Below are 19,990 nucleotides of genomic sequence, written 5' to 3' on the forward strand. Positions count from 1 at the left end.
CGTCGGGGTCCGCGTGGAGCGCGATGGCCTCGAGGACGGCGCGCGTGTCCAGCGGGTCGACGTCCGCGTCGACAAAGACGAAGAAGTCGATGTGGAGCATCCCCCAGGTGGTGAAGATGAAGTTCGCGAGTTCGTGGAGCGCCCCGGGTTCGGTGGTGTCGACTGCCACCACGTACACGGTGCGCGGCGTGAAGCGCCATGGGACACAGCGGACGACGTCGAACCCCGCCGCCCAGAGACCGAGCGTCGCGTCGGGGCCGACGCAACTGACCTCCATCGAACTCGTCGTGTTCTCCGTGTGCCCGACGCCGATTCCCTCCACGCAGAACGGGACGATGGGCGCTCGCCGGTGGGTGATGGCGTCGACTTCGAGCGCCGGCACCGACCGCCGCGGGCCGTGGATGTAGCCGAAGTAGTCGCCGAACGGTCCCTCGTCGAGGCGCTTCCCGGGGAGGATGCGCCCCTCGATTACCAGTTCCGCCGTCGCGGGGACGAGCAGGTCGTTCGACTCACACGGCACCAGCTCCACCGGCGACCCCTTCAGCCCCCCGGCGAACCGTGCCTCGTCGCTCCCCGTCGGAATCCACATCACGGAGGTGCACTGGACGGCCGGTTCGGCGCCGACGACGATGGCGACCGGCATCGGTTCCTCGCGCCGTTCGTACTTGTAGTAGTAGAGGTTCGGCGTCTGTTCGCCCGCCAGCAGGAGCACGCTCGCCTGCCGAGAGTCGTGGAGCATCACCCGGTGGGAGGACCAGTCGACCCACGACGAGTCGGGGTCGGGCGCGACGAGTGTGTGGAGGTTCGAGTACCGTCCGCCGTCGCGGGCGTGGATGTACGGCCACGGGAGCGAGAGCAGGTCGACGTCGTCACCGGTGCGGACCACCTCCTTGCACGGCGCCCCCGGGGGGTTGACCGTGACCGGGTCGGTCGGTCGCTTCAGGCGGTCGATGACGGCCTCGTAGAACGCTGCGCTGTCGATGTCGGCCGGGAGTCCGAGCGCCCGCGCGACGCGGTCCCACGGCCGACGCTGTGACCCGCGATACGGGTCGCCGACGAGTCGTGCCCCCGGGACGCCGGTGTCGGTGACCGACTCGAACAGAGGGACCGCGGCGTCCGTCTCGGCCGCCCGCATCGAGATGGCGCTGGCCTCGAGATTCCACGACACCTCCGGTTCGACGCGGACGAGTTCGTCCGCGCCGTCGAGTCGGGCGAGGAACGCCCGCAGACTCGGCGCAGCGTCCGCCGCCGTCATCGGTCGTCCCCGCGGAGCGACGACGCGACGGCCTCGCGTTCGAGTTCGGTTCGCTCGTCGACGTACCGGTCGACGAGGTCCGGATACGCCGCGTTCAGGCGTGCCGTGAGGAGCGACCGCACCGCGTCCGATGTCGAGTCGAACTCGCCGGTCCGGACGAGATACGAGACCAGCGCCCGCAGTTCCTCCGAGCGCGCGTTCAGCAGGTCCGACTCCTCGCGGGCCTCGACGATGCACCGCCTGAGCAGGTCGGCGTCCACCGCTTCCTCGGCCGCGGCCGTCTCGCGCTCGCCCTCTCCTTCGCTCTCGAGAATCTCGATGTACCACTGCTCTTCGATGTTCTCGTGCGGTCCCTTGACGACTGTCAGGGGGGCTGGCGACGCGAGGTCGTCGGGTGTGCGGGCGACGCGCGCTCTGGTCCGGAATATCTCGCGCGACTCCGTGTCGGTCACCTGGAGCGTGACCTCGCCGTCGGTGTCGTCGGGGAGATACTCCTCTGAGGTGGTGTACGCGGCACACATTGGTTCGGCCTAATCGACCGTCTATCGCGGCCGATATGTAATAAACGTTCGCACGCGATACCTCTCGAAACCGGCGCCCAGCCCCCTCCTCGGCTCCGTACACCAGTTCGTTTACAGTTCCGACAACGAAGCTGTGTACAGTGTGGCCCCGTACGGGACGGTACATTCATCACCGGTGCGGCGGAGGTGAGTCCATGTCCTACGAGACGCTCGACCTGACGCTCGAGGAGGGAGTCGCGACGGTCCACCTCCGGAACCCACCGGTCAACGCCATCGACCAGTCGGCACGACTCGAACTCGCGGACCTCCTCGACCGACTCCGCGAAGACGACGTTCGAGTCGTGGTCTTCGAGGGCGAACCGGACGTCTTCTCGGTCGGTGCCGACATCTCCCTGTTCGAGTCGGCGCTGGCGTGGACGACACAGGAGTTCCGCCGGAACTCCCGCGTCCTCGGGCGGGTGTTCGACGGCCTCGAGGAGATGGAGAAGCCCGTCGTCGCGGCCGTCGAGGGGACCTGCGTCGGCGGCGGCCTCGAACTCGCGCTCGCCTGTGACGTTCGCATCGCCGCCCCCGACGCCACGTTCGGGTTCCCCGAGCACAACATCGGCCTCATCCCCGGCCTCGGCGGGTGCTCCCGGCTCGTCCACCTCGTCGGTCCGGGGAAGGCGAAGGACCTCATCTTCACCGGCGAACTGTTCGACGGGGGGACCGCACACGACCTCGGCGTCGTCGAGCGTCTGGCGGACGACCCGGGCACCGCGGCGGCCGACTACGCCCGTGACCTCCTCGACCAGCCACCGCAGGCGCTCGGACTCGCGAAGCGCGTCGTGAACGCCTCACGCGACGCCGACCGTGCCACCGCCGGACTGCTGGAGTCGCTCGCCCAGAGCACCCTCCTCGAGACGGCCGACCACCGCGAGGGGCTGGAGGCGTTCCGCGAGAAGCGTGACCCCGACTTCTCGGGTGAGTGACGGGTCTCGGTGTCGGCGTCGGGGTCAGGGTCGCCGACCGACGATGTTCGTCGCCTCCCAGGAGATGACGTCGTCGCCCTCCTGATTGCGTCCGACCATCCGGTTCTTCACGTAGCCGCGGTCGTCTCTGCTCTCGGAGGGGCGCCTGTCGAGTATCTCGACGGACGCGGAGAGAGTGTCGCCCGGACGGACGGGGGCGAGCCACCGGAGTTCGTCGAGGCCGGGCGACCCCATGCTCGCCGTCTCGTTGAGGAAGCCCTCGGCGAGAAGGCGCATACAGACTGCGGCGGTGTGCCACCCGCTCGCGATGAGACCGCCGTACATCGACGCCTCGGCCGCCGCCTCGTCGACGTGAATCGGCTGGGGGTCGTACCGCTCTGCGAACGTTCGTATCTCCTCTTTCGACAGGGTGTGACTGCCCAGTTCGACCCGTTCGCCGACCGCGATGTCCTCGTAGTAGCGCATCGTGTTCGGGAGAACGGTTTCACCCGGGGATGATAAACATGGACGCTCGCGTCGCCTCAGTCCTCGTACTGCTGCCGCTCGCGCTCGCGGAGCTTCACCCGCTGAATCTTCCCCGTCTCCGTCCGCGGGAGTTCGTCGACGAACTCGACCGCCCGCGGGTACTTGTACGGGGCGAGGGTGCTCTTGACGTGGGTCTGTATCTCGTCGACCAGGCCGTCGCTCTCCGCGACGCCCTCGGCGAGGACGACGAACGCCTTGACGATTTGACCGCGCTCCTCGTCGGGAGAGCCGACGACGGCGACTTCGGAGACGCTGTCGAGTTCCTGGACGACGTTCTCCACCTCCGGGCCGGGGATATTGTACCCCGAGGAGATGATGAGGTCGTCCGCGCGGGACTTGTACTCCAGTCGCCCGTCCTCGCGGTGGACGAAGATGTCGCCGGGGTAGCTCCAGCCGTCGACGACCGACTCCGCCTGTTTGTCGGGCCGGCCCCAGTAGGTGATGCCGGTCGGCCCGCGGACGGCGAGCAGGCCCGCCTCCCCCCTGTCGAGTTCCTCGTGGCTGTCGGGGTCGACGACCCGACACTCGTACCCCGGGACGGGGAAGCCGGTGGCCGACGCGTCCACCGCGTCGGTGTGACGGTGGCTGACGAAGATGTGGAGCATCTCCGTGGTTCCGATGCCGTCGAGGAGTTTGATGCCGTACGCCTCCTCGACGGCGTCGAAGGTACTGGGCGCGAGCGGTTCGCCCGCGCTCATCCCGACTCTCAGCGACGAGAGGTCGTACTCGTCGGGAGCGTCGGGGTGTTTCGCGAGCATCTGGTTGAACGCCGTCGGAATCGAACAGAGGACGGTGATGCCGTGGGACTCGACGGCCGCGAGGAGGTCCCCCGGCGTGGCGTCCTCGACGAGACTCGTCGACGCGCCGAACCGGAACGGGAACGTCACCAGGTCGCCGTAGCCGTACGCGAACGGGAGCGGCGGGTTCCCGCCGAAGACGTCCTCGCGCGTCGGCTCGAGACAGTAGCGGGCGTAGCTGTCCGCCGACGCGAGCAGCTGTCGGTGCGTGTGGATGGCTCCCTTCGGTCGGCCGGTCGTCCCGCTGGTGTAGAGCATCAGCGCGATGTCCGTCCGCTCGGTGTCGTACGCGTCCAGGTCCGGGTCGCCCGCGTCCAGTAGCGCGTCGTAGTCGCGGTACGAGTGTTCGACGCCCGCGCCGCGGTCGGCGACGACGACTTCCTCCAGCGTGTCGAGGTTCGGCATCGCCTCCTCGACCTCGTCGAGCAGGTCGTCGTAGACGACGCAGTGGGTCGCGCCCGCGTCGTTGAAGATGTACTCGAGTTCCTTGGCCCGGAGGAGCTTCATCGACGGGAGCGCGACCCCGCCGAGTTTCTGGACGGCCAGACAGGCGACGATGGCCTCCGGTCTGTTGGGGAACCGGACTACGACGCGGCTCCCCGCCTCGACGCCGACGTCCGACAGCGCGTTCCCGAACCGGTCGATGCGAGACTGCAGGTCCGCGTAGGTGATCTCCCCGTCCTCGAAGTAGACGGCGACGTCGTCGCCGTGCCCCTCCTCGACGTGCCGGTCGACCAGTTCGGTCGCGGCGTTGATTCGTTTCGGATAGTGTGCCTCCGGGAGCGCGAAGAGCAACTCCGGCATCGCGTCCGAGTCCGGGAGCTTCTCGGCCGGAACCTGTGGCTGCATGACAGGGGAGAGTGTTCCCGCGGGGAATATAGTAGTTCCTACTAGTCTTTCGGGAAGATTGACGCCCCGCACCTCCTCGTGGCTGCGGGGAGCGGTTCAGCGCGTCCAGAAGCCGTCGGGGTCGAACGTCCGGATGAGTTCGAGTTCCTCCGCGGTGGGTTCGGCGGTGGTCTCGACCGGGCCGCCGGCGTCGCCCGCGCGGTCCGCCCGCGTCCTGAGGTCCCACGGGAAGTCCTCGCGAATCTCGTCGAGGCTCACTCCGGGGTGACAGCTCTTCACGTACAGTTCGCCGTCGTCGAACCCGAACGACGCCTTCGTCGTGACGAGCGCGCTCGGGCCGCCGCCCGGGAGCCCTTCGCGCTCGCGCCAGTCGCCGCCCTCGCCGTGGCCGGGGCTGGTGACGTACTCGACGCGCTCGACGAAGCGACGGGGTTCGTGCGCCATCAGCACGACCGTCCGGTCGGCCATGCAGGCGATGTCACAGGCCCCACCGCTACCCGGGAGACGAATCGCTCGCTCGCCCGCGTGGACGCGCGTGGTGTTGAGGTTCCCGTACCGGTCGATCTCCGCGCCGCCCAGGAAGCCGACGTCGATGTCGCCGCGGGCGAGTCGCCCCATCACGTCGAGCATGCCCGTCGTCGACACCGCGCGGTTCAGATTCGGGAGGTCACACATCGTGTGGATGAAGCCCTCCGCCGCGTCGCCGCGGACGACGCCGCTCTCGAACACCGACGTCGCGTTCGGCGCGTGCGTGCTGACCGCGACTTGGAAGGCGATGAGCGGCAGGCGCATCCCGACGAACGCCACGTCCCCGTCGGCGATTTCGCGGGCGGCCGCGCTCACCATCAGTTCCCTCGCCGTGTACTCCCCGTCGTCGACCGACGCCTCACTGGCCATAGGTCACCTCCGCGGCCGTCGTCGGTTCGTCGATGGAGAGGTCCCGGTCGACCTTCTCCACGTAGGCGGCCCGGTCGTCGACGCCGAACACCCACTCGTCGAGCCACGCCTCGGCGTCGTCGGGGTCGCGGGTCGCCTCGGCGTACGCGAGGTAGAAGTCGTTGTCGCGGTGGTACCGCCCGGCGAGCGGCGAGGGGTGCGCGCCGAAGGGAACCTCGACCACGGCGTCGACCTGTTCGCGGGTGATGCGGGTCCGACTCGGGTCGCTCGTGACGACCGACTCGTCGACGACCTCTTCGGTGGTGACGACGACGTGGTCGGCCGCCCGGACCGCCTCGTAGGTGACGCCGGTGTTCCCCCAGAGGTGGGCGTCGCCGGCCGGGGAGGCGCGCTGGACGTGGACCAGCGTCCAGTCGGGACGTATCGCGGGCACCTGGACGATTCGCTCGCCCTCGAAGGGGTCCTCCGTGACGCGGAACTGCGGTTCGGCGGCGATGTCGCTCCCGAGCAACGAGCGCGTCGGGAGGTACGGGACGCCCAGTTCGGCCGCGTGGAGCGAGAGCGCGATGGAGAAGTTCGAGTGGTTCTCCACCTCGACGTCTCCGCCTTCGACCGCCCGACGGTAGTTGTAGCCGCTCCCGGCACTGACGTTTCCGACCCACGCCGCACGCACCCGGGAGACGAGTCCCGCCCCCACGAACTGGTCGAACAGGATGTCGCTGATGGGGCCGACGAGCGTCAGGTCGCCGGTCCCCTGCCTGATGAGTTCGTGCCCGGCGGCGGTGGGAATCGCGTGCTCGAGCGCCAGCCCGGCGGCGACGGTGCTCCCCCGGTCGATTCGGCCGATGGCCTCGGCCATGCTGGTCGTCTTGTCTGCCGGCATGGCACAGACGCCGCGGGCAGTCCTCATAAATCCACGCCCGCCGGCAGCGTAGCGCACCCGCTCGCCTGCGGCGCGTTCGTGCCCACTTCGACGGGTCGCCGGCCGGGTCGTGTCCGGTGCGAGACCACCCTGCAAAGCTATAAATCCCCAGAATAATAGTGACACAGCATGAAGGACAGGGTGTACTTCGAGAGACGTAAGTTCCTGAAAGTAACCGGTGGTGTCGCCGGCCTCGGGCTCCTGGCAGGGTGCTCGGGCGGTGGTGGCGGTGGAGACGAGGGCGGCAGTGGCGGCAGCGACGGCGGTAACGGTAACGGCGGCAACGGCGGAGACGGCAGTGACGGAAACGGCGGCGACGGCGGCGGCGACGACGGCACGAGCACCAGCGAGGGCGGCGACGGAGGGTCGAGTGGCTCCATCGTCGTCGGTGCGCTCCAGCCCCTGTCCGGTCCGTTCACCCCGTGGGGCAACGCGCACAGGGCCGGCCTCTCCTTCGCCGTCGAGGAGATCAACGCCGACGGCGGTGTCATGGGTCGGAACCTCGAAGTCGTCGAGACCGACACCGGCAGCGACGCCGCGTCGGCCGACTCGAGCTTCCGTCGGTTCGTCGAACAGGAAGACGCCGTGGCGGTGACCGGCCCCGTCTCTTCGGACGTCGGCATCCGGACGGCACGCACCGCACAGGACCTCGAAGTCCCGCTGTTCCTCCACATGTCCGGCTCGAACGAGGCCATCACTCCGGAGACGACCTACACGTTCCGGGTCGGGCTGCTCCCGGCCGCGACGACGATGCAGGCGCAGGCCGCGTTCGTCGAGGAGGCCGGCTACACGAAGGTCGGCGCAATCATCGGCGACTACGCGTGGGGGCGGTCAGTGGAGGCCGGCATCCAGGAGAACTTCGGCGTCGAGGTGGACATCCGGGCCGCGCCGGTCGGTGCCAGCGACTTCCGGTCGTTCATCCGGCAGTTCCCACAGGACCTCGAGATGATGGTCGCCACCGGACACCCGCCGGGGTCGCTCTCCATCGCGACCCAGTTGAACGAACTCGGCTACAGTCCCGAGGTCGTCACCGGACCGAGTTTCCCCCCGGGCGTCATCGCCGGCGCGCTGGGTGACCTCGCGTTCGAGGGCGGGTTCACCCACGTCCACAACACGGACGTCTACTCGGACGAGTTCGCCGACGTCGCCCAGCGGTTCGGCGAGGAGCGGGGGGCACAGTTCGACACCCACACCGCGTACGGCTACGTCACCGGGAAACTCCTCGCGGCAGCCATCGAGGAGGCGGGGTCGACCGACCCGACCGCCATCGCCGACGCCACCCGCAACATCGAGTTCGACACGCTGTTCGCCAACCCCATCCAGTACTCCGAGAACGGCGAACTGGCGAACCAGGTCCAGATATACAGCCAGCTCACGCCCGAGGCGCCGTCGTACTACCCCGACGGGGACTTCGGCTTCGAAGAGCAGTTCCGCACCGACGCGCTCCCGGCGCTCGCCCCGGAGGAGTGAACTGAGCCGAGTCGGCGGCCACCGTCGTCGGGACGGCGCACTCACCCGGCGGCCGCTCTCTCACCGGCGGTCCCGCCATCGACGGCCGCTCCACCCTGCACCCGCACGGCCGACGGTCGTGAGTTCCGAAAGGTATAGGTCACTCACCGCATCTCGTATGAGCAACTCATGGTAACGGTCAGCACACTGCTGGGGGTCGCGGTCGACGGCCTCGCGTTCGGGGTGTTCCTCGCCCTGCTCGGCGTCGGCATCACGCTCGTCTTCGGTCTCGGTGAGGTGCTCAACCTCGCCATCGGCGCGTTCGCCGTCCTCACGGTCCTCGTCGCCACGGTGGTCGTCAACGCGGGACAGGGACTCGTCGTCGCGTCCGTCGTCGCACTCGTGACAGTCACGGCCTTCGGACTCGTGGTCGACCGGACGCTCCTCTCGCTCGTCTACCGCTCGGAGGGTGAAGAACGCATCCTCCTCGGCATCTTCACGACGCTCGGACTCACCGTGTTGCTCGACGGCGTCCTCATCAACTTCTTCCCCTCCCGGTACACGCTCCCGCTGAACGTCGGCACCGTCTCGTTCGGCGGCGCGATTCTCACCGGGAGTTCGCTCGCCGTCATCACCATCGGCGTGGTCGTCCTCGCCGCGCTGTTCGCCTTCCTCCGGGGGACGTTCCTCGGGAAGGCGACCCGGACGGTGTTCCAGGACGAACGCGGGGCCCGCCTCGTCGGGGTGAACCCCCGCAAGATACGCACGCTCATCTTCGTCCTCTCGGCGGCCGTCGCGGGCCTCGGCGGCCTCGTCTTCGCCGTCGGGTCGGCGGTGTCGGTCGCCAGCGGCTTCCAGTTCACCACGTTCGCGCTCATCATCTCCATCGTCGGCGGGGTGCGGAGCCTTGTCGGCGCCGTCGCCGCCGGCGTCCTCCTCGGTCTCGTCAACCAGTTCGCCAACTTCTTCGTCGGCTCGTACATCGCGACGATCATCCTCTTCACGGCAGCCATCGTCGTGCTGCTGGTCCGCCCGGAGGCGATCTCATGAGCGGTCGTCCCTCCTTCGGCACCGAGGCGCGGAACGTCCTCCTCGTCGCCGCGGTGTTCGCCCTCGCCCCGCTCCCGGTGCTCGGGAGCAGCTACTACGAGAGCGTCCTCGCACACCTAGTCCTCATCGCGCTCCTGGCGGTGGCGCTCAACATCGTCTTCGGCCACACCGACCAGCTGTTCCTCTTCGTCGGCGGCCTCGCCGGCCTCGGCGCGTACGGGACGGGCCTCGCGGCCGACGCGCTCGGCGTCTCCGCGTGGCTCACGCTCCTGCCGGCGGCGCTCCTCTGTGGTCTCGTCGGCCTCGCCGTCAGCTGGGTCGCCGCCAAGCGGAACTTCACCGTGGTGCTCATCTCCATCCTCACGCTCAACCTCCAGCTCGTGTTCACAGAGGTGTTCGTCGGCGCACGCGACATCACCGGCGGCTCCACCGGCTTCCCCTTCGAGTACTTCTCGCTCGACGTGGTCGCCGACGCCGTCGGCGTCGGGGAGAAACTCGTCCTCTACTACCTCGTCGTCGTCCTCTTGGTCGTGACGCTGTTCGTCTACCTCTCTCTGGTCCACTCCAAGTACGGCGTGGCGTTCGACGCCATCCGCGAGGACGAAGTCGCCGCCGAATCCATCGGCATCGACGTCGTCCGGTACAAGACCATCGCGGGCTTCGTCGGCGCGTTCCTCATCGGCCTCATCGGCGCGTTCTTCGCCCGGGAGTCCGCGTACATCCTCCCCGGGAGCTTCACGTTCCTCGCCGTCGACGTTATCGTCCTCATCGTCCTCGTCGTCGGCGGCCTCCGCACGACGCTCGGCCCGGTCGTGGGTGCGACCATCGTGGTCGTCATCGAGGAGTTCCTCTCGTCGGCACAGAGTCTCCAGTCGTGGCGGACGGCCATCTTCGGCGCGCTCCTCATCGTTCTCTTCCTCTACTTCCGGCGCGGCGTCGTCCGCTCCGTCCGTGAGACGCTCGACACCCTCGGCGTGATGGACAGGAAGCGAGAGGGCGGCAGCGGTGGCGACCCGGCGACGGACGGCGGCCGCTGACGCCGACCGCTGCTCTCTGCCGCCGGTCTCGTCGACGCGCACCTCCCTCTCACCGTCCACCTCTCGTTGCCCACCTCTCGCTTCGGTTCACGTTCCCGGGGCCTGAGAACGGGGGGTGCGTTCATCCCACTGGCCGCCGAACGAGGGCCTATGTCCAGTGACGACCTGACAGAGGCTCGTGGCACCCAGATGCCCGACGAGGAGACCGACGCGTTCCTCCGTGAACAGGGGTTCGGCGCGCTCGCGCTCTCGGACGGCGGGCGGTCGTACGCCGTCCCCGTCTCCTTCGGCTACGACGAAGAGCGAGAGCGCTGTTACTTCTCGCTCGTCCGGTTCGGTGACGACAGCGAGAAGCTCCGGTTCGCCGAGACGACGACGTCGGCCGCGCTGCTCTGTTACGCCGTCGAGTCGCGGTTCGAGTGGCGAAGCGCGGTGGTCCGCGGCCCGCTCGAACCAGTTCCGGAAGACGAGCGCGACCACGTCGAGTCCGTGATGGACGACAACGCGTGGTTCCCCAGCCTCTTCCCGCCGTCGGAGCCCATCACTGCCGTCGAACGGGTCGCGCTCGTCATCGAGGAGGTCTCGGGCCGCCACTCCGGCTAGCGCTAGAGGTACGCTTCCTTGATGTGGTCCGACTCGAGGAGGGCACGTCCGGTGTCCTCGGTGACCATCTCGCCGTTCTCGAGGAGGTACGCACGCTCGGCGAGCCCGAGCGCCTTGTGGACGTGCTGTTCGACGAGGAGGACGGTGACCTCGTCGCTGATGGCTTCGATCTTCTCGAACACCCGGCTCGTGATCTGTGGGGCGAGCCCCTCGCTCGGTTCGTCGAGCGCGAGGATCTTCGGGCGAGCCATCAGCCCGCGACCGATGGCGAGCATCTGCTGTTGCCCGCCGCTCATCGACCCCGCCCGCTGGTCCTGCCGCTCTTCGAGGATGGGGAACAGTTCGAACACCTCCTGCATCGTCTCGCGGAGGGCCGCACGCTTCGTGTACGCGCCCATCTCGAGGTTCTCGCGGACGGTCATGTCGCCGAAGAGGTTGCGCTCCTCGGAGACGTGGACGAACCCGCGTCTGACGATTTCGGAGGGGTCCATGTCGGCGACGTCCTCCCCCCAGGCGGTGACGCGCCCGTCGTCGACCGGGTGGAGGCCGGACATCACTCTGAGGAGCGTCGACTTCCCCGCGCCGTTCGGGCCGACGATGGCGACGACGCTGTCCTCCTCGGAGACGGCGAACGAGAGGTCCCACAGCACCTGGATGTTGCCGTAGGAGACGTCGATTTCGTCGACGTCGATCACGCTTCGTCCCCCAGATACGCCTCGATGACCGTCTCGTTCGCCCGAATCTCCTTGGGGGTACCCTCCGCGACGAGTCGCCCGCTGTTCAGGACGATGATGCGGTCCGCGACGCCCATGATGGCGTCCATGATGTGTTCGATCCAGAAGACGCTCACGCCGCGGTCGTCTCGGAGGCGACGGATAGTCTCGGTGAGTTTCGCGATTTCGCCCGGGGTGAGTCCGCTCGCAATCTCGTCGAGGAGGAGGAGTCGCGGCTCCGACGCGAGCGCCCGCGCGAGTTCGAGCTGCTTCTTCTGGGCGATGGGGAGGTTGCTGGCGAGCGTGTCGGCCTTGTCCTCGAGGCCGATGAACGCGAGCGCCTCCCGACCTCGTTCTTCGGCCTCCTCGGTCGACGGGGACGAGTCGGACCCGAACAGCGCGCCGGCCGCCGCGTTCTCCAGGACGGTCATCTCGTCGAACACGCGGACGATCTGGAAGGTCCTGACGAGCCCCCGCCGGGCGATGAGGTGGGTGTCGAGGCCGACGATGTCGGTCCCGTCGAACTCGATACTCGCGCCCGGTTCGGGGCCGTGGACGTTCGTGATGGTGTTGAACAGCGTCGTCTTGCCGGCACCGTTGGGACCGATGAGGCCGACGATCTCCCCGTCACCGATGTCGAAGCTGACGTCGTCGACCGCGACCAGCCCCCCGAACTCCTTGCGGAGGTCGGTCACTGATAACATGATACTCAGAGTCCGCGCCAGCATTATAACGCTTTCTCGATGTCCGGTCGACGCCGCGACGCGAGCGCGGCACCGTTCGGCCGATCTCGTCCGGGCCGACACCGGTCGGCCGCCGTCACCCGGGCCGCCGCCGGTCGGTCGCCACCGGAGTCGTCGTGGTCCACACGCTTTTCTACGCTGGCCGCGACGGGAGAGCCACGATGGGCGATGCGTACCTCATCGGGGCCGGGCAGTCGCCGTTCGGGTCGTTCCCGGACGAGACGTACCGGTCCCTCTTCGACACCGCGTTCGACCGCTGTCTCGCGAGCGTCGACGGCGCCGTCGAACCCGCACAGATAGAGGAGGCGTTCGTCGGGACGCTCGGCGTCGGCGGCCGGCAAATCGGCCTCAGCGGCCCCGCCGTCACCGAACACCTCGGCCTCCACGGCGTCCCGACGACCCGCGTCGAGAACGCCTGCGCCTCCAGCGGCTACTCCCTCCGGAACGCCGTCGCCACGGTGCGGGCGGGGATGGCCGACCTCGTCCTCGCCGGCGGGTACGAGGTGATGACCGACACGAGCGGCGACCACACGAAGTGGTGGCTCGGCGTCTCGGGGGAGACCGAGTGGGAGCGCCTGTCGGGGACGACGTTCGCCGGCGTCTACGCACAGATGGCGAGCGCGCACATGGCTGAGTACGGCACCACGACAGAGGACCTCTCCCGGGTCGCCGTGAAGAACCACGCGAACGGCGCGCAGAACCCCGACGCCCACCTCGGCTTCGAGTGCTCGCTCGAGGACGCGATGAACGCGCCGAGCGTGGCCGACCCCCTGAACCTCTACCACTGCTGTCCGACGACCGACGGCGCGAGCGCCGTCCTCGTGGCGAGCGAAGCGGTCGCCCGCGACCTCTCGGACGAGCCGATTCGAATCGCGGGCGTCGGGGCGGCCAGCGGTCGGGTCGGCCTCTTCCAGCGGCCGTCGTTGACGTCGATTCCGGCGACGCGGACGGCCGCCGAGCGGGCCTACGAGGAAGCCGGAGTCTCGCCCGAACACCTCGACTTCGCGGAGGTCCACGACTGCTTCGCAATCGCGGAACTGCTCGCGTACGAGGACCTCGGCTTCTGTGCCCCCGGCGAGGCCGGGACGCTGCTCCGGGAGGGCCGCACCGACCCCGACGGCGACCTGCCGGTGAACACCAGCGGCGGTCTCAAGTCGAAAGGTCACCCCATCGGTGCGACGGGGACGGGCCAGGTGGTCGAGGCGTTCAAGCAGTTCCGCGGGACCGCCGCCGTCCAGACCGACGACCCGCAGTACGGCCTCGCTCACAACGTCGGCGGGTCGGGCGGTGGCGTGACCGTCCACGTGTTCGAGCGGGCGTCGGAGGTGGGGTCGTGACCGCCAGCGAGGGGGCGCGAGGCGTCGTCGCCGCGGGCGTCTACCTCCCGCGTGCCCGTGTCACGAGCGAGGCCGTCCGCGAGGCCTGGGGCACGTTCGCGGGCAAGGGTGTCGACACCACGGCCGTTCCCGCGGGCGACGAGGACGCGCTGACGATGGGCGTCGCCGCCGCGCGCCGCGCCCTCGACAACGCCTCCCTCGACCCCGCAGGCGTGACGACGGTGGCGTTCGCGACGACGACCCCGCCGCTCGCCGAGGAGGGCCTCGTCCCTCGCCTGGGGAGCGCGCTGGGCCTCACAGCCACCGTCAGAGGCGTCCACCACGGCCAGCACACGGCCGCCGGCGCGGACGCACTCGAGACGGCGCTCTCGGCGAACGGCCCGGCACTGGCCGTCGTCGCCGACGCGCCGACGGGTGACCTCGGGGGGAACGACCACGCGATGGGTGCCGGGGCGGCCGCCTTCGTCGTCGACGACGACGCGCCCGTCACCGTCCGCGCTCGCGGGACGGCGACGGACGAGGCCCCGGGCCTGCGACTCCGCGAACCGGGCGGCGAGACGACGTCGCTCGACATCACGAGCTACGAGCGGCAGGTGACCCGCGAGACGGTCCGGCGGGCCGTCGCGGCACTCGACGTCGACCCCGACGACGTCGACGGGGCCGCCGTCCACCAGCCGAACGGGTCGCTCCCGTACCGCATCGCGGGCGAGGCGGTTCCGACCGCCGCGGTCGGTGCGGGCCTCGTGGTCGACCGAATCGGCGACGCCGGCGCGGCGACCGTTCCGGTCGGCCTCGTCGCCGCTCTCGAAGCGGCCGACGGCGTGACGCTCGCGGCGTTCTTCGGGAGCGGTGCCAGCGCCGTCGCCGTCGCCTTCGAGGGCAGCCTCGACACGGACGAGGCGGTGACCGTCGACGCCGACGAGCGTGAGACGGTGAGCTACGTCGCGTCGCTCCGCAAGCGCGGCCTCCTCGGCGACGGCGACGTCGCCGGCGGCGGGGCGAACGTCTCGCTCCCGAACTGGCGGCGAACACTGGAGAGCCGGTACCTCCACACGGCCGGCCGGTGTCCCGACTGTGACGCGCTCTCGTTCCCCGGCGAGGGGGCCTGCGACGCGTGTCACGCCCGCGTCGAGTTCGAGCGTGTCCCGCTCGCAGACGAGGGGACCGTCGCAGCCCGGACGGTCATCGGCCACGGCGGTGCCCCGCCGGAGTTCGTCGACCTCCAGCGGCGCGAGGGAGCGTACGGGGCGGTGCTGGTCCGCCTCGACGCACGCTCGGGTGGGGGGTCCGTCGTCGTCCCCGCCCAGGTGACCGACTGCGACCCCGGCGCCGTCGCCGTGGGTGACACCGTCCGGACGACGGTCCGCCGAATCTACACGCAGGAGGGCGTCCCTCGCTACGGGGCGAAGTTCGTGCCCGTAGAGTCGATGGAGGTGAGACAGTGACCACTCGCACCGACCGCCCCCACGACCGCGTCCGCGTCGAGTACCGGAGCGACCGGGTCGCGTGGGTCGTCCTCGACCCGGAGGAGGGTTCGGCGAACAGCTTCACCACTCTCGTCGTGGACGCGATGCGTGAGGGGGTGGAGGCCGCGGCCGAACGCGCACGGGTCGTCGTCCTCCGCGGCGAGGGCGGGTTCGCCGTCGGCGCGGACCTCCGTCACCTCCGCGAGCAGGCACCCGGCGCCCGCTCGGCGACGGTCGACGACATCGTCTCGGCGTCGAACGACCTCGTCACCGCCATCCGGTCGGCGCCCGCGCTGGTCGTCGCCGCGGTCACCGGCGTCGCTGCCGGCGGCGGCTTCGGCTTCGCGCTCGCCTGTGACCTCGTCGTCGCCCACGAGGAGGCGCGGTTCGACGCGGCCTACGCGCGCATCGGCCTGACCCCCGACAACGCCACGCCGTTCTTCCTGGCCCGACTCCTCGGGCCGTACCGCGCCCGGGAGGTCCTGTTCGCGCCCGACCCCCTCTCCGCCCGGGAGGCACAGGACCTCGGCCTCGTCTCGGCCGTCTTCGACGGGTCGCCGGCGGCGTTCGACGACGACGTCGCGGCGTTCGTCGCCCCGTTCACCCGGTACCCCTCGTCGCTGGTGAGCGAGACGAAGGCGCTCGTCGACAGCGCCCTCGGGACCGACCTGGAGACGCACCTCGGCCTCGAGCGCGAGGCGGTCGTCGCGGCGAGCGAGAGCGACCGCTTCGCCGAGGGCCTCGACGCGTTCTTCGACCGGCGCGACCCCGACTGGGCCTGAGGTCGGTCCGGCCGGACGCGCCCGGACACCCACGATGCGAAGCTATTTGCACGCGCTCGAAGTCGTACGTCCATGGCAACCGAACCCGTGACGCTCGACGTCTCCGGGGGCGTCGCGACCGTGACCATCGACCGTCCCGAGCGGAAGAACGCTCTCTCCGCAGCCGTCGCCGAGGGCCTCTCGTCGCACCTGTCGGCCCTCTCCGAGCGCGACGACGTCCGCTGCGTCGTCGTCACGGGGGCGGGCGGGGCGTTCTGTGCCGGCGGCGACGTCGAGCGGATGCGCGAGCGGGCCGACTCCGACGCGCCGGTCGACGACCACGTCCGCGAACTCCAGCGGACCGTGAGCCGGGGGGTGGCGAGCGTCGCCACCTGTCCCCACCCGACAGTCGCTCGCATCGACGGGCCGGCGGTCGGCGCCGGCGCGACGCTCGCCATCGCCTGCGACCTCCAGGTCGCCTCCGACTCCAGCGTCGTCGGCTTCTCGTTCCGCGGCGTCGGACTGAGCGTCGACTCCGGTGCGTCGCACCTCCTGCCACAGACCGTCGGCGTCAACACCGCCAAGCGCCTCGTGTTCACGGGCGAACTCCTCTCGGCGCGGGAGGCGCAGGACCTCGGACTCCTCACGCACGTCTTCGCCGACGACGCGTTCGACGCCCGGGCCGACGACGTCGTCGAGACGGTCTCGACGGGGCCGACCGTCGCGCTCCGACACGCGAAACGACTCCTCGACGAGGGAGCGCGAAAGCCGTACGAGCAGGCGGTCAGGGACGAGGCCGTCGCGCAGGGACTCGTCTACGACTCCGAGGACCACGCGGAGGGGGTCGCGGCGTTCCTGGAGAAGCGCGACCCGGAGTTCGAGGGACACTGAGCCGTCACGGCGCCCGTCGAGAGACGCCTCGGTCGCGCCTCGGTCGAGCCGCGTCACAGGCCGGAGCGCGCGGGTTTTTATGCCCTCCGCGTCGTGGGTAGAGGACGATGCAAGTGTGTGTACTCGGTGCGGGGACCATGGGTCACGGCATCGCGCAGGTCGCCGCGATAGCCGGCCACGACGTCCGACTCCGCGACCTCGAGGAATCGTACGTGGACGACGGACTGGCGGCCATCCGTTCGAACCTCGACGGCGGGGTCGACCGCGACAAGTTCAGCCGGGAGACGGCCGACGCGGCGTTCGACCGCATCGAGGGGTTCACTGACCTCGGCGCGGCGGTGTCGGGAGCGTCGCTCGTCGTCGAGGCCGTCCCCGAGGACCTCGACCTCAAGCGGGAGACGTTCCGCGACGTCGAGGAACACGCGGGGGCGGAGACGGTCGTCGCAACCAACACCTCGTCGCTGTCGGTCACGGAAGTCGCGAGCGTCCTCGACGACCCGACGAGAGCCGTCGGCCTCCACTTCTTCAACCCGGTCCACATCATGGGACTCGTCGAAGTCGTCCTCGCCGACCAGACCGACGCCGACACCCGCCGGTTCGCGCTGTCGTTCGTCGACGACATCGACAAGACGGCGGTCGAGGTCCGCGACACGCCCGGCTTCGCCTCCTCCCGACTGGGCGTCGCGCTCGGCTGTGAGGCCATGCGGATGGTCGAGGAGGGCGTCGCCTCCGTCGACGACATCGACGCCGCGATGGAACTGGGCTACCGCCACCCGATGGGGCCGCTCGAACTCACGGACGTCGTCGGCCTCGACGTCCGTCTCGACATTCTCGAATACCTGCGGGAGGAACTCGGCGAGCGCTTCCGCCCCCCGCAGGTGCTCAAGCGGAAGGTCCGCGCCGGACACCTCGGGAAGAAGAGCGGCGAGGGGTTCTACGTCTGGGAAGACGGTGAGGCGGTCCGCCCAGCCGACGCCGACGGGAGGGGCGAATGACCGACGAGCCACACGCCGACGACTGTGACCTCGTTCGGTTCGCGCTCGACGACGGCATCGCCCGGGTGACCATCGACCGACCCGACGCGCGGAACGCGCTGAACGCACAGGTCCGCACCGAGTTGAAGCGCGTCGTCGGTCGTATCGCCGACAGCGACGTTCGCGTGGTCGTCCTCACCGGCGCCGACGAGGCGAAGGCGTTCGTCGCCGGCGCCGACGTCTCCGAACTCCGCGAGCGCGACACGTTCGAACAGCGCGAGGCGAGCCGACGGCCGCGGGTGTACGAGGCAGTCGCCGACCTCCCGCAACCGGTCGTCGCCCGCCTCAACGGTCACGCCCTCGGGGGCGGCTGTGAACTCGCGCTTGCCTGCGACGTCCGCGTCGCTCACGAACGCGCCAAACTCGGCCAGCCTGAGATCAACCTGGGTCTCATCCCCGGCGGCGGCGGCACCCAGCGGCTCCCCCGACTGGTCGGGGAGGGACAGGCGATGCGGCTCATCCTCACCGGCGAACTGGTGTCGGCTGAGGAGGCGCGGGAACTCGGCCTGGTCGACGTCGTCTGCACGGACGAGGAGTTCGACGAGCGCGTCGACGACATCGCCCGCTCGATGGCCGACAAGTCCCCGCTGGCGCTCGAACTGGGCAAGGAGGCCATCAGGGCGAGCAGCCGGCTCGGGCTCGAAGACGGCCTCGACTACGAGGCCAACCTGTTCGTCCAGCTCTTCTCGTCGCACGACAAGAACGAGGGCATCGACGCGTTCTTCGAAGAACGCGACCCCGAGTGGGAAGGCCGGTAGCCGGGTTCGTCCCCGCCTTACGGCTCGCTCATCCGGAGGACGGGTTTGATGGTGTCGCCGGACTCGGAATCCTCGACCGCCTGTTCGATGTCCTCGAAGTCGTAGTAGGTGACGAGTTCGTCGAACGGGAACTTCCCCTGTCTGTACAGTTCGATGAGGTCCGGGATGAACTGCTGTGGGTCGGAGTCGCCCTCGACGATGCCGGTGATGGTGCGGCCGAGGAGGATGAGGTTGTTCACGTCGTAGCTCGCCTCCGTACCCAGCGCCGGCGCGCCGATGACGCCGAGCGTCCCGCGGTGGGCGAGACTCTCGACCGCCTGCTCGGCCACCTGCGGGACGCCGGTGGTCTCCAGCGCGTAGTCGACGCCGCCGCCCGTAATCTCCTGGACGTGCTCGACGACGTCGTCGACCTCCTCGGGGTTGACGGTGTGGGTCGCCCCGAGATCGGCGGCCTTCTCCAGTCGATTGGACTTGAGGTCGACGGAGACGATTTCGGTACAGCTCTTGATGCCGGCGGCCATCACGGCCGACAGCCCCACGGAGCCGGCCCCGAAGACGGCGATCGACGACCCCGCCTGCGGGTCGAGCGTGTTGATGACGCCGCCCGCGCCCGTCTGGATACCACAGCCGAGCGGCCCCAGGAGTTCGAGGGGTACGTCGTCGTCTACCGGGACCACGTTGCGCTCGGTGGCGATGGCGTACGTCGCGAACGACGACTGGCCGAAGAACCGTCCGCTGATCTCGTCGCCCTCCTTCGAGAGCGGCGACGTGCCGTCTTTCGGGCGCGACCCGCCGAAGTTGTACGCGAAGAAGTCCTCGCAGTAGGCGGGGTGTCCGTCCCGACAGCTCGTGCAGGTGTGGTCGAAGTCGAAGCTCATCACGACCCTGTCACCCGGTTCGACGCCCGTGACGTCCGCGCCGACCTGTTCGACGACGCCCGACCCCTCGTGGCCCAGAACGGCGGGGAGCGGTGTCGGATACATCTGGTCGCGGACGATCATGTCCGTGTGGCACACGCCCGCACCAACGACCCGGACGAGTACCTCGTCGGCCTGTGGCTCCTCCAGGTCGACCGACTCGATCTCGAACGCCCCTCCCTCCTCTCTGACGACTGCTGCGTCTATCTGCATGCATCGACCTTCACGGAGCAGTCTAACATAAACATTCGGAACAGTCTCACCGGGCGTCGCTCGACCGGTCACTCCCGACGGTGTGGTCGTGGTTTCTCCCCCTCTCCGTTTCGCGTCAGCCGAGCGCCTGTTAGACAAAATAACTTGTAAATCTGAGATGTAGTAGAGTCGAGATACTCGACGCAACTCGTCAATACGCGTGTGAAATTGAATTTCGTCGTCGACAGTCGCATTACGGACGGTCAATGTGGAGAAATGAACTGCAAGCGGTGAAACGCTGA

General features: G+C 69.3%; 20 protein-coding genes. 11 read left to right on the forward strand and 9 right to left on the reverse strand.

Going from position 1 to position 19,990, the window contains the following annotated elements; translation table 11 throughout:
- A partial coding sequence (locus ACESK5_RS09320) for a UbiD family decarboxylase (protein ID WP_372911287.1) occupies positions 1-1,255 on the reverse strand: 1,255 nt, incomplete at its 3' end.
- Positions 1,252-1,776 carry a hypothetical protein gene (locus ACESK5_RS09325; protein ID WP_372911288.1) on the reverse strand — a complete coding sequence of 175 codons (525 nt, stop codon included), beginning with the start codon at positions 1,774-1,776 and terminating at the stop codon, positions 1,252-1,254. The genes ACESK5_RS09320 and ACESK5_RS09325, both read right to left, overlap by 4 nt.
- Before the next feature lie 194 nt (positions 1,777-1,970).
- Between ACESK5_RS09325 and ACESK5_RS09330 the strand changes: the two genes are divergently transcribed.
- Positions 1,971-2,747: an enoyl-CoA hydratase/isomerase family protein gene (locus ACESK5_RS09330; RefSeq protein WP_372911289.1), complete on the forward strand. Its 777-nt coding sequence runs from the start codon at positions 1,971-1,973 to the stop codon at positions 2,745-2,747.
- A gap of 24 nt (positions 2,748-2,771) precedes the next feature.
- On the opposite strand, the gene ACESK5_RS09335 is transcribed toward ACESK5_RS09330, so the two are convergent.
- The 4 genes from ACESK5_RS09335 to ACESK5_RS09350 all read right to left on the reverse strand — a co-directional run bounded on the left by ACESK5_RS09335 (position 2,772) and on the right by ACESK5_RS09350 (position 6,698).
- Complete coding sequence (locus tag ACESK5_RS09335) at positions 2,772-3,212, reverse strand: MaoC family dehydratase (protein ID WP_372911290.1); 441 nt, start codon at positions 3,210-3,212, stop codon at positions 2,772-2,774.
- A gap of 56 nt (positions 3,213-3,268) precedes the next feature.
- The gene (locus ACESK5_RS09340; protein WP_372911291.1) at positions 3,269-4,918 is read right to left on the reverse strand and encodes an acyl-CoA synthetase; all 1,650 of its coding nucleotides are present in this window, start codon (positions 4,916-4,918) and stop codon (positions 3,269-3,271) included.
- A gap of 96 nt (positions 4,919-5,014) precedes the next feature.
- Positions 5,015-5,815: a CoA-transferase subunit beta gene (locus ACESK5_RS09345; protein WP_372911292.1), complete on the reverse strand. Its 801-nt coding sequence runs from the start codon at positions 5,813-5,815 to the stop codon at positions 5,015-5,017.
- On the reverse strand, positions 5,805-6,698 hold the full coding sequence (locus ACESK5_RS09350) for a CoA transferase subunit A (protein WP_372911293.1): 894 nt from the start codon (positions 6,696-6,698) through the stop codon (positions 5,805-5,807). The genes ACESK5_RS09345 and ACESK5_RS09350 overlap by 11 nt, the downstream gene beginning before the upstream one ends.
- Before the next feature lie 168 nt (positions 6,699-6,866).
- On the opposite strand from ACESK5_RS09350, the gene ACESK5_RS09355 reads away from it, so the two are divergent.
- The 4 genes from ACESK5_RS09355 to ACESK5_RS09370 all read left to right on the forward strand — a co-directional run bounded on the left by ACESK5_RS09355 (position 6,867) and on the right by ACESK5_RS09370 (position 10,876).
- Positions 6,867-8,207 (forward strand): ABC transporter substrate-binding protein, encoded by a 1,341-nt coding sequence (locus ACESK5_RS09355; RefSeq protein WP_372911294.1) that lies wholly within the window; start codon positions 6,867-6,869, stop codon positions 8,205-8,207.
- A gap of 168 nt (positions 8,208-8,375) precedes the next feature.
- On the forward strand, positions 8,376-9,236 hold the full coding sequence (locus tag ACESK5_RS09360) for a branched-chain amino acid ABC transporter permease (RefSeq protein WP_372911295.1): 861 nt from the start codon (positions 8,376-8,378) through the stop codon (positions 9,234-9,236).
- Positions 9,233-10,273, forward strand: coding sequence for a branched-chain amino acid ABC transporter permease (locus ACESK5_RS09365; protein WP_372911296.1), 1,041 nt, complete (start codon positions 9,233-9,235; stop codon positions 10,271-10,273). The genes ACESK5_RS09360 and ACESK5_RS09365 overlap by 4 nt, the downstream gene beginning before the upstream one ends.
- 150 nt (positions 10,274-10,423) lie before the next feature.
- Complete coding sequence (locus tag ACESK5_RS09370) at positions 10,424-10,876, forward strand: pyridoxamine 5'-phosphate oxidase family protein (protein WP_372911297.1); 453 nt, start codon at positions 10,424-10,426, stop codon at positions 10,874-10,876.
- Between the two features lie 2 nt (positions 10,877-10,878).
- On the opposite strand, the gene ACESK5_RS09375 is transcribed toward ACESK5_RS09370, so the two are convergent.
- Positions 10,879-11,571, reverse strand: a complete 693-nt coding sequence (locus ACESK5_RS09375) for an ABC transporter ATP-binding protein (protein WP_372911298.1) — start codon at positions 11,569-11,571, stop codon at positions 10,879-10,881.
- Positions 11,568-12,293 carry an ABC transporter ATP-binding protein gene (locus ACESK5_RS09380; protein WP_372911299.1) on the reverse strand — a complete coding sequence of 242 codons (726 nt, stop codon included), beginning with the start codon at positions 12,291-12,293 and terminating at the stop codon, positions 11,568-11,570. Before ACESK5_RS09380 ends, ACESK5_RS09375 begins: the two co-directional genes overlap by 4 nt.
- Positions 12,294-12,493: 200 nt before the next feature.
- Between ACESK5_RS09380 and ACESK5_RS09385 the strand changes: the two genes are divergently transcribed.
- The 6 genes from ACESK5_RS09385 to ACESK5_RS09410 all read left to right on the forward strand — a co-directional run bounded on the left by ACESK5_RS09385 (position 12,494) and on the right by ACESK5_RS09410 (position 18,579).
- Complete coding sequence (locus ACESK5_RS09385) at positions 12,494-13,669, forward strand: thiolase domain-containing protein (protein ID WP_372911300.1); 1,176 nt, start codon at positions 12,494-12,496, stop codon at positions 13,667-13,669.
- Positions 13,666-15,114, forward strand: a complete 1,449-nt coding sequence (locus tag ACESK5_RS09390; protein ID WP_372911302.1) for a 3-hydroxy-3-methylglutaryl CoA synthase — start codon at positions 13,666-13,668, stop codon at positions 15,112-15,114. The genes ACESK5_RS09385 and ACESK5_RS09390 overlap by 4 nt, the downstream gene beginning before the upstream one ends.
- Entirely contained in the window at positions 15,111-15,917 is an 807-nt protein-coding gene (locus ACESK5_RS09395) for an enoyl-CoA hydratase/isomerase family protein (protein WP_372911303.1), read from the forward strand. The genes ACESK5_RS09390 and ACESK5_RS09395 overlap by 4 nt, the downstream gene beginning before the upstream one ends.
- Before the next feature lie 72 nt (positions 15,918-15,989).
- The gene (locus ACESK5_RS09400) at positions 15,990-16,787 is read left to right on the forward strand and encodes an enoyl-CoA hydratase/isomerase family protein (RefSeq protein WP_372911304.1); all 798 of its coding nucleotides are present in this window, start codon (positions 15,990-15,992) and stop codon (positions 16,785-16,787) included.
- A 107-nt stretch (positions 16,788-16,894) separates the two neighbouring features.
- Positions 16,895-17,782, forward strand: coding sequence for a 3-hydroxyacyl-CoA dehydrogenase family protein (locus ACESK5_RS09405; RefSeq protein WP_372911305.1), 888 nt, complete (start codon positions 16,895-16,897; stop codon positions 17,780-17,782).
- Entirely contained in the window at positions 17,779-18,579 is an 801-nt protein-coding gene (locus ACESK5_RS09410) for an enoyl-CoA hydratase/isomerase family protein (protein WP_372911306.1), read from the forward strand. The genes ACESK5_RS09405 and ACESK5_RS09410 overlap by 4 nt, the downstream gene beginning before the upstream one ends.
- A 17-nt stretch (positions 18,580-18,596) precedes the next feature.
- On the opposite strand, the gene ACESK5_RS09415 is transcribed toward ACESK5_RS09410, so the two are convergent.
- Positions 18,597-19,709, reverse strand: a complete 1,113-nt coding sequence (locus ACESK5_RS09415; protein WP_372911307.1) for an NAD(P)-dependent alcohol dehydrogenase — start codon at positions 19,707-19,709, stop codon at positions 18,597-18,599.
- Positions 19,710-19,990 lie beyond the last annotated feature (281 nt).

The sequence above is a fragment of the Salinigranum sp. genome (assembly GCF_041641895.1).
GTDB lineage: Archaea > Halobacteriota > Halobacteria > Halobacteriales > Haloferacaceae > Salinigranum.

What these genes read in the sequence shown, in the direction of transcription:
- ACESK5_RS09405 (WP_372911305.1), top strand. Translation starts at nt 16,895, where the DNA reads ATGCAAGTGTGTGTACTCGGTGCGGGGACCATGGGTCACGGCATCGCG.
- ACESK5_RS09355 (WP_372911294.1), top strand. Translation starts at nt 6,867, where the DNA reads ATGAAGGACAGGGTGTACTTCGAGAGACGTAAGTTCCTGAAAGTAACC.
- ACESK5_RS09365 (WP_372911296.1), top strand. Translation starts at nt 9,233, where the DNA reads ATGAGCGGTCGTCCCTCCTTCGGCACCGAGGCGCGGAACGTCCTCCTC.
- ACESK5_RS09400 (WP_372911304.1), top strand. Translation starts at nt 15,990, where the DNA reads ATGGCAACCGAACCCGTGACGCTCGACGTCTCCGGGGGCGTCGCGACC.
- ACESK5_RS09380 (WP_372911299.1), bottom strand. Translation starts at nt 12,293, where the DNA reads ATGTTATCAGTGACCGACCTCCGCAAGGAGTTCGGGGGGCTGGTCGCG.
- ACESK5_RS09350 (WP_372911293.1), bottom strand. Translation starts at nt 6,698, where the DNA reads ATGCCGGCAGACAAGACGACCAGCATGGCCGAGGCCATCGGCCGAATC.
- ACESK5_RS09335 (WP_372911290.1), bottom strand. Translation starts at nt 3,212, where the DNA reads ATGCGCTACTACGAGGACATCGCGGTCGGCGAACGGGTCGAACTGGGC.
- ACESK5_RS09410 (WP_372911306.1), top strand. Translation starts at nt 17,779, where the DNA reads ATGACCGACGAGCCACACGCCGACGACTGTGACCTCGTTCGGTTCGCG.
- ACESK5_RS09345 (WP_372911292.1), bottom strand. Translation starts at nt 5,815, where the DNA reads ATGGCCAGTGAGGCGTCGGTCGACGACGGGGAGTACACGGCGAGGGAA.
- ACESK5_RS09330 (WP_372911289.1), top strand. Translation starts at nt 1,971, where the DNA reads ATGTCCTACGAGACGCTCGACCTGACGCTCGAGGAGGGAGTCGCGACG.
- ACESK5_RS09385 (WP_372911300.1), top strand. Translation starts at nt 12,494, where the DNA reads ATGGGCGATGCGTACCTCATCGGGGCCGGGCAGTCGCCGTTCGGGTCG.
- ACESK5_RS09370 (WP_372911297.1), top strand. Translation starts at nt 10,424, where the DNA reads ATGTCCAGTGACGACCTGACAGAGGCTCGTGGCACCCAGATGCCCGAC.
- ACESK5_RS09340 (WP_372911291.1), bottom strand. Translation starts at nt 4,918, where the DNA reads ATGCAGCCACAGGTTCCGGCCGAGAAGCTCCCGGACTCGGACGCGATG.
- ACESK5_RS09415 (WP_372911307.1), bottom strand. Translation starts at nt 19,709, where the DNA reads ATGCAGATAGACGCAGCAGTCGTCAGAGAGGAGGGAGGGGCGTTCGAG.
- ACESK5_RS09360 (WP_372911295.1), top strand. Translation starts at nt 8,376, where the DNA reads ATGGTAACGGTCAGCACACTGCTGGGGGTCGCGGTCGACGGCCTCGCG.
- ACESK5_RS09325 (WP_372911288.1), bottom strand. Translation starts at nt 1,776, where the DNA reads ATGTGTGCCGCGTACACCACCTCAGAGGAGTATCTCCCCGACGACACC.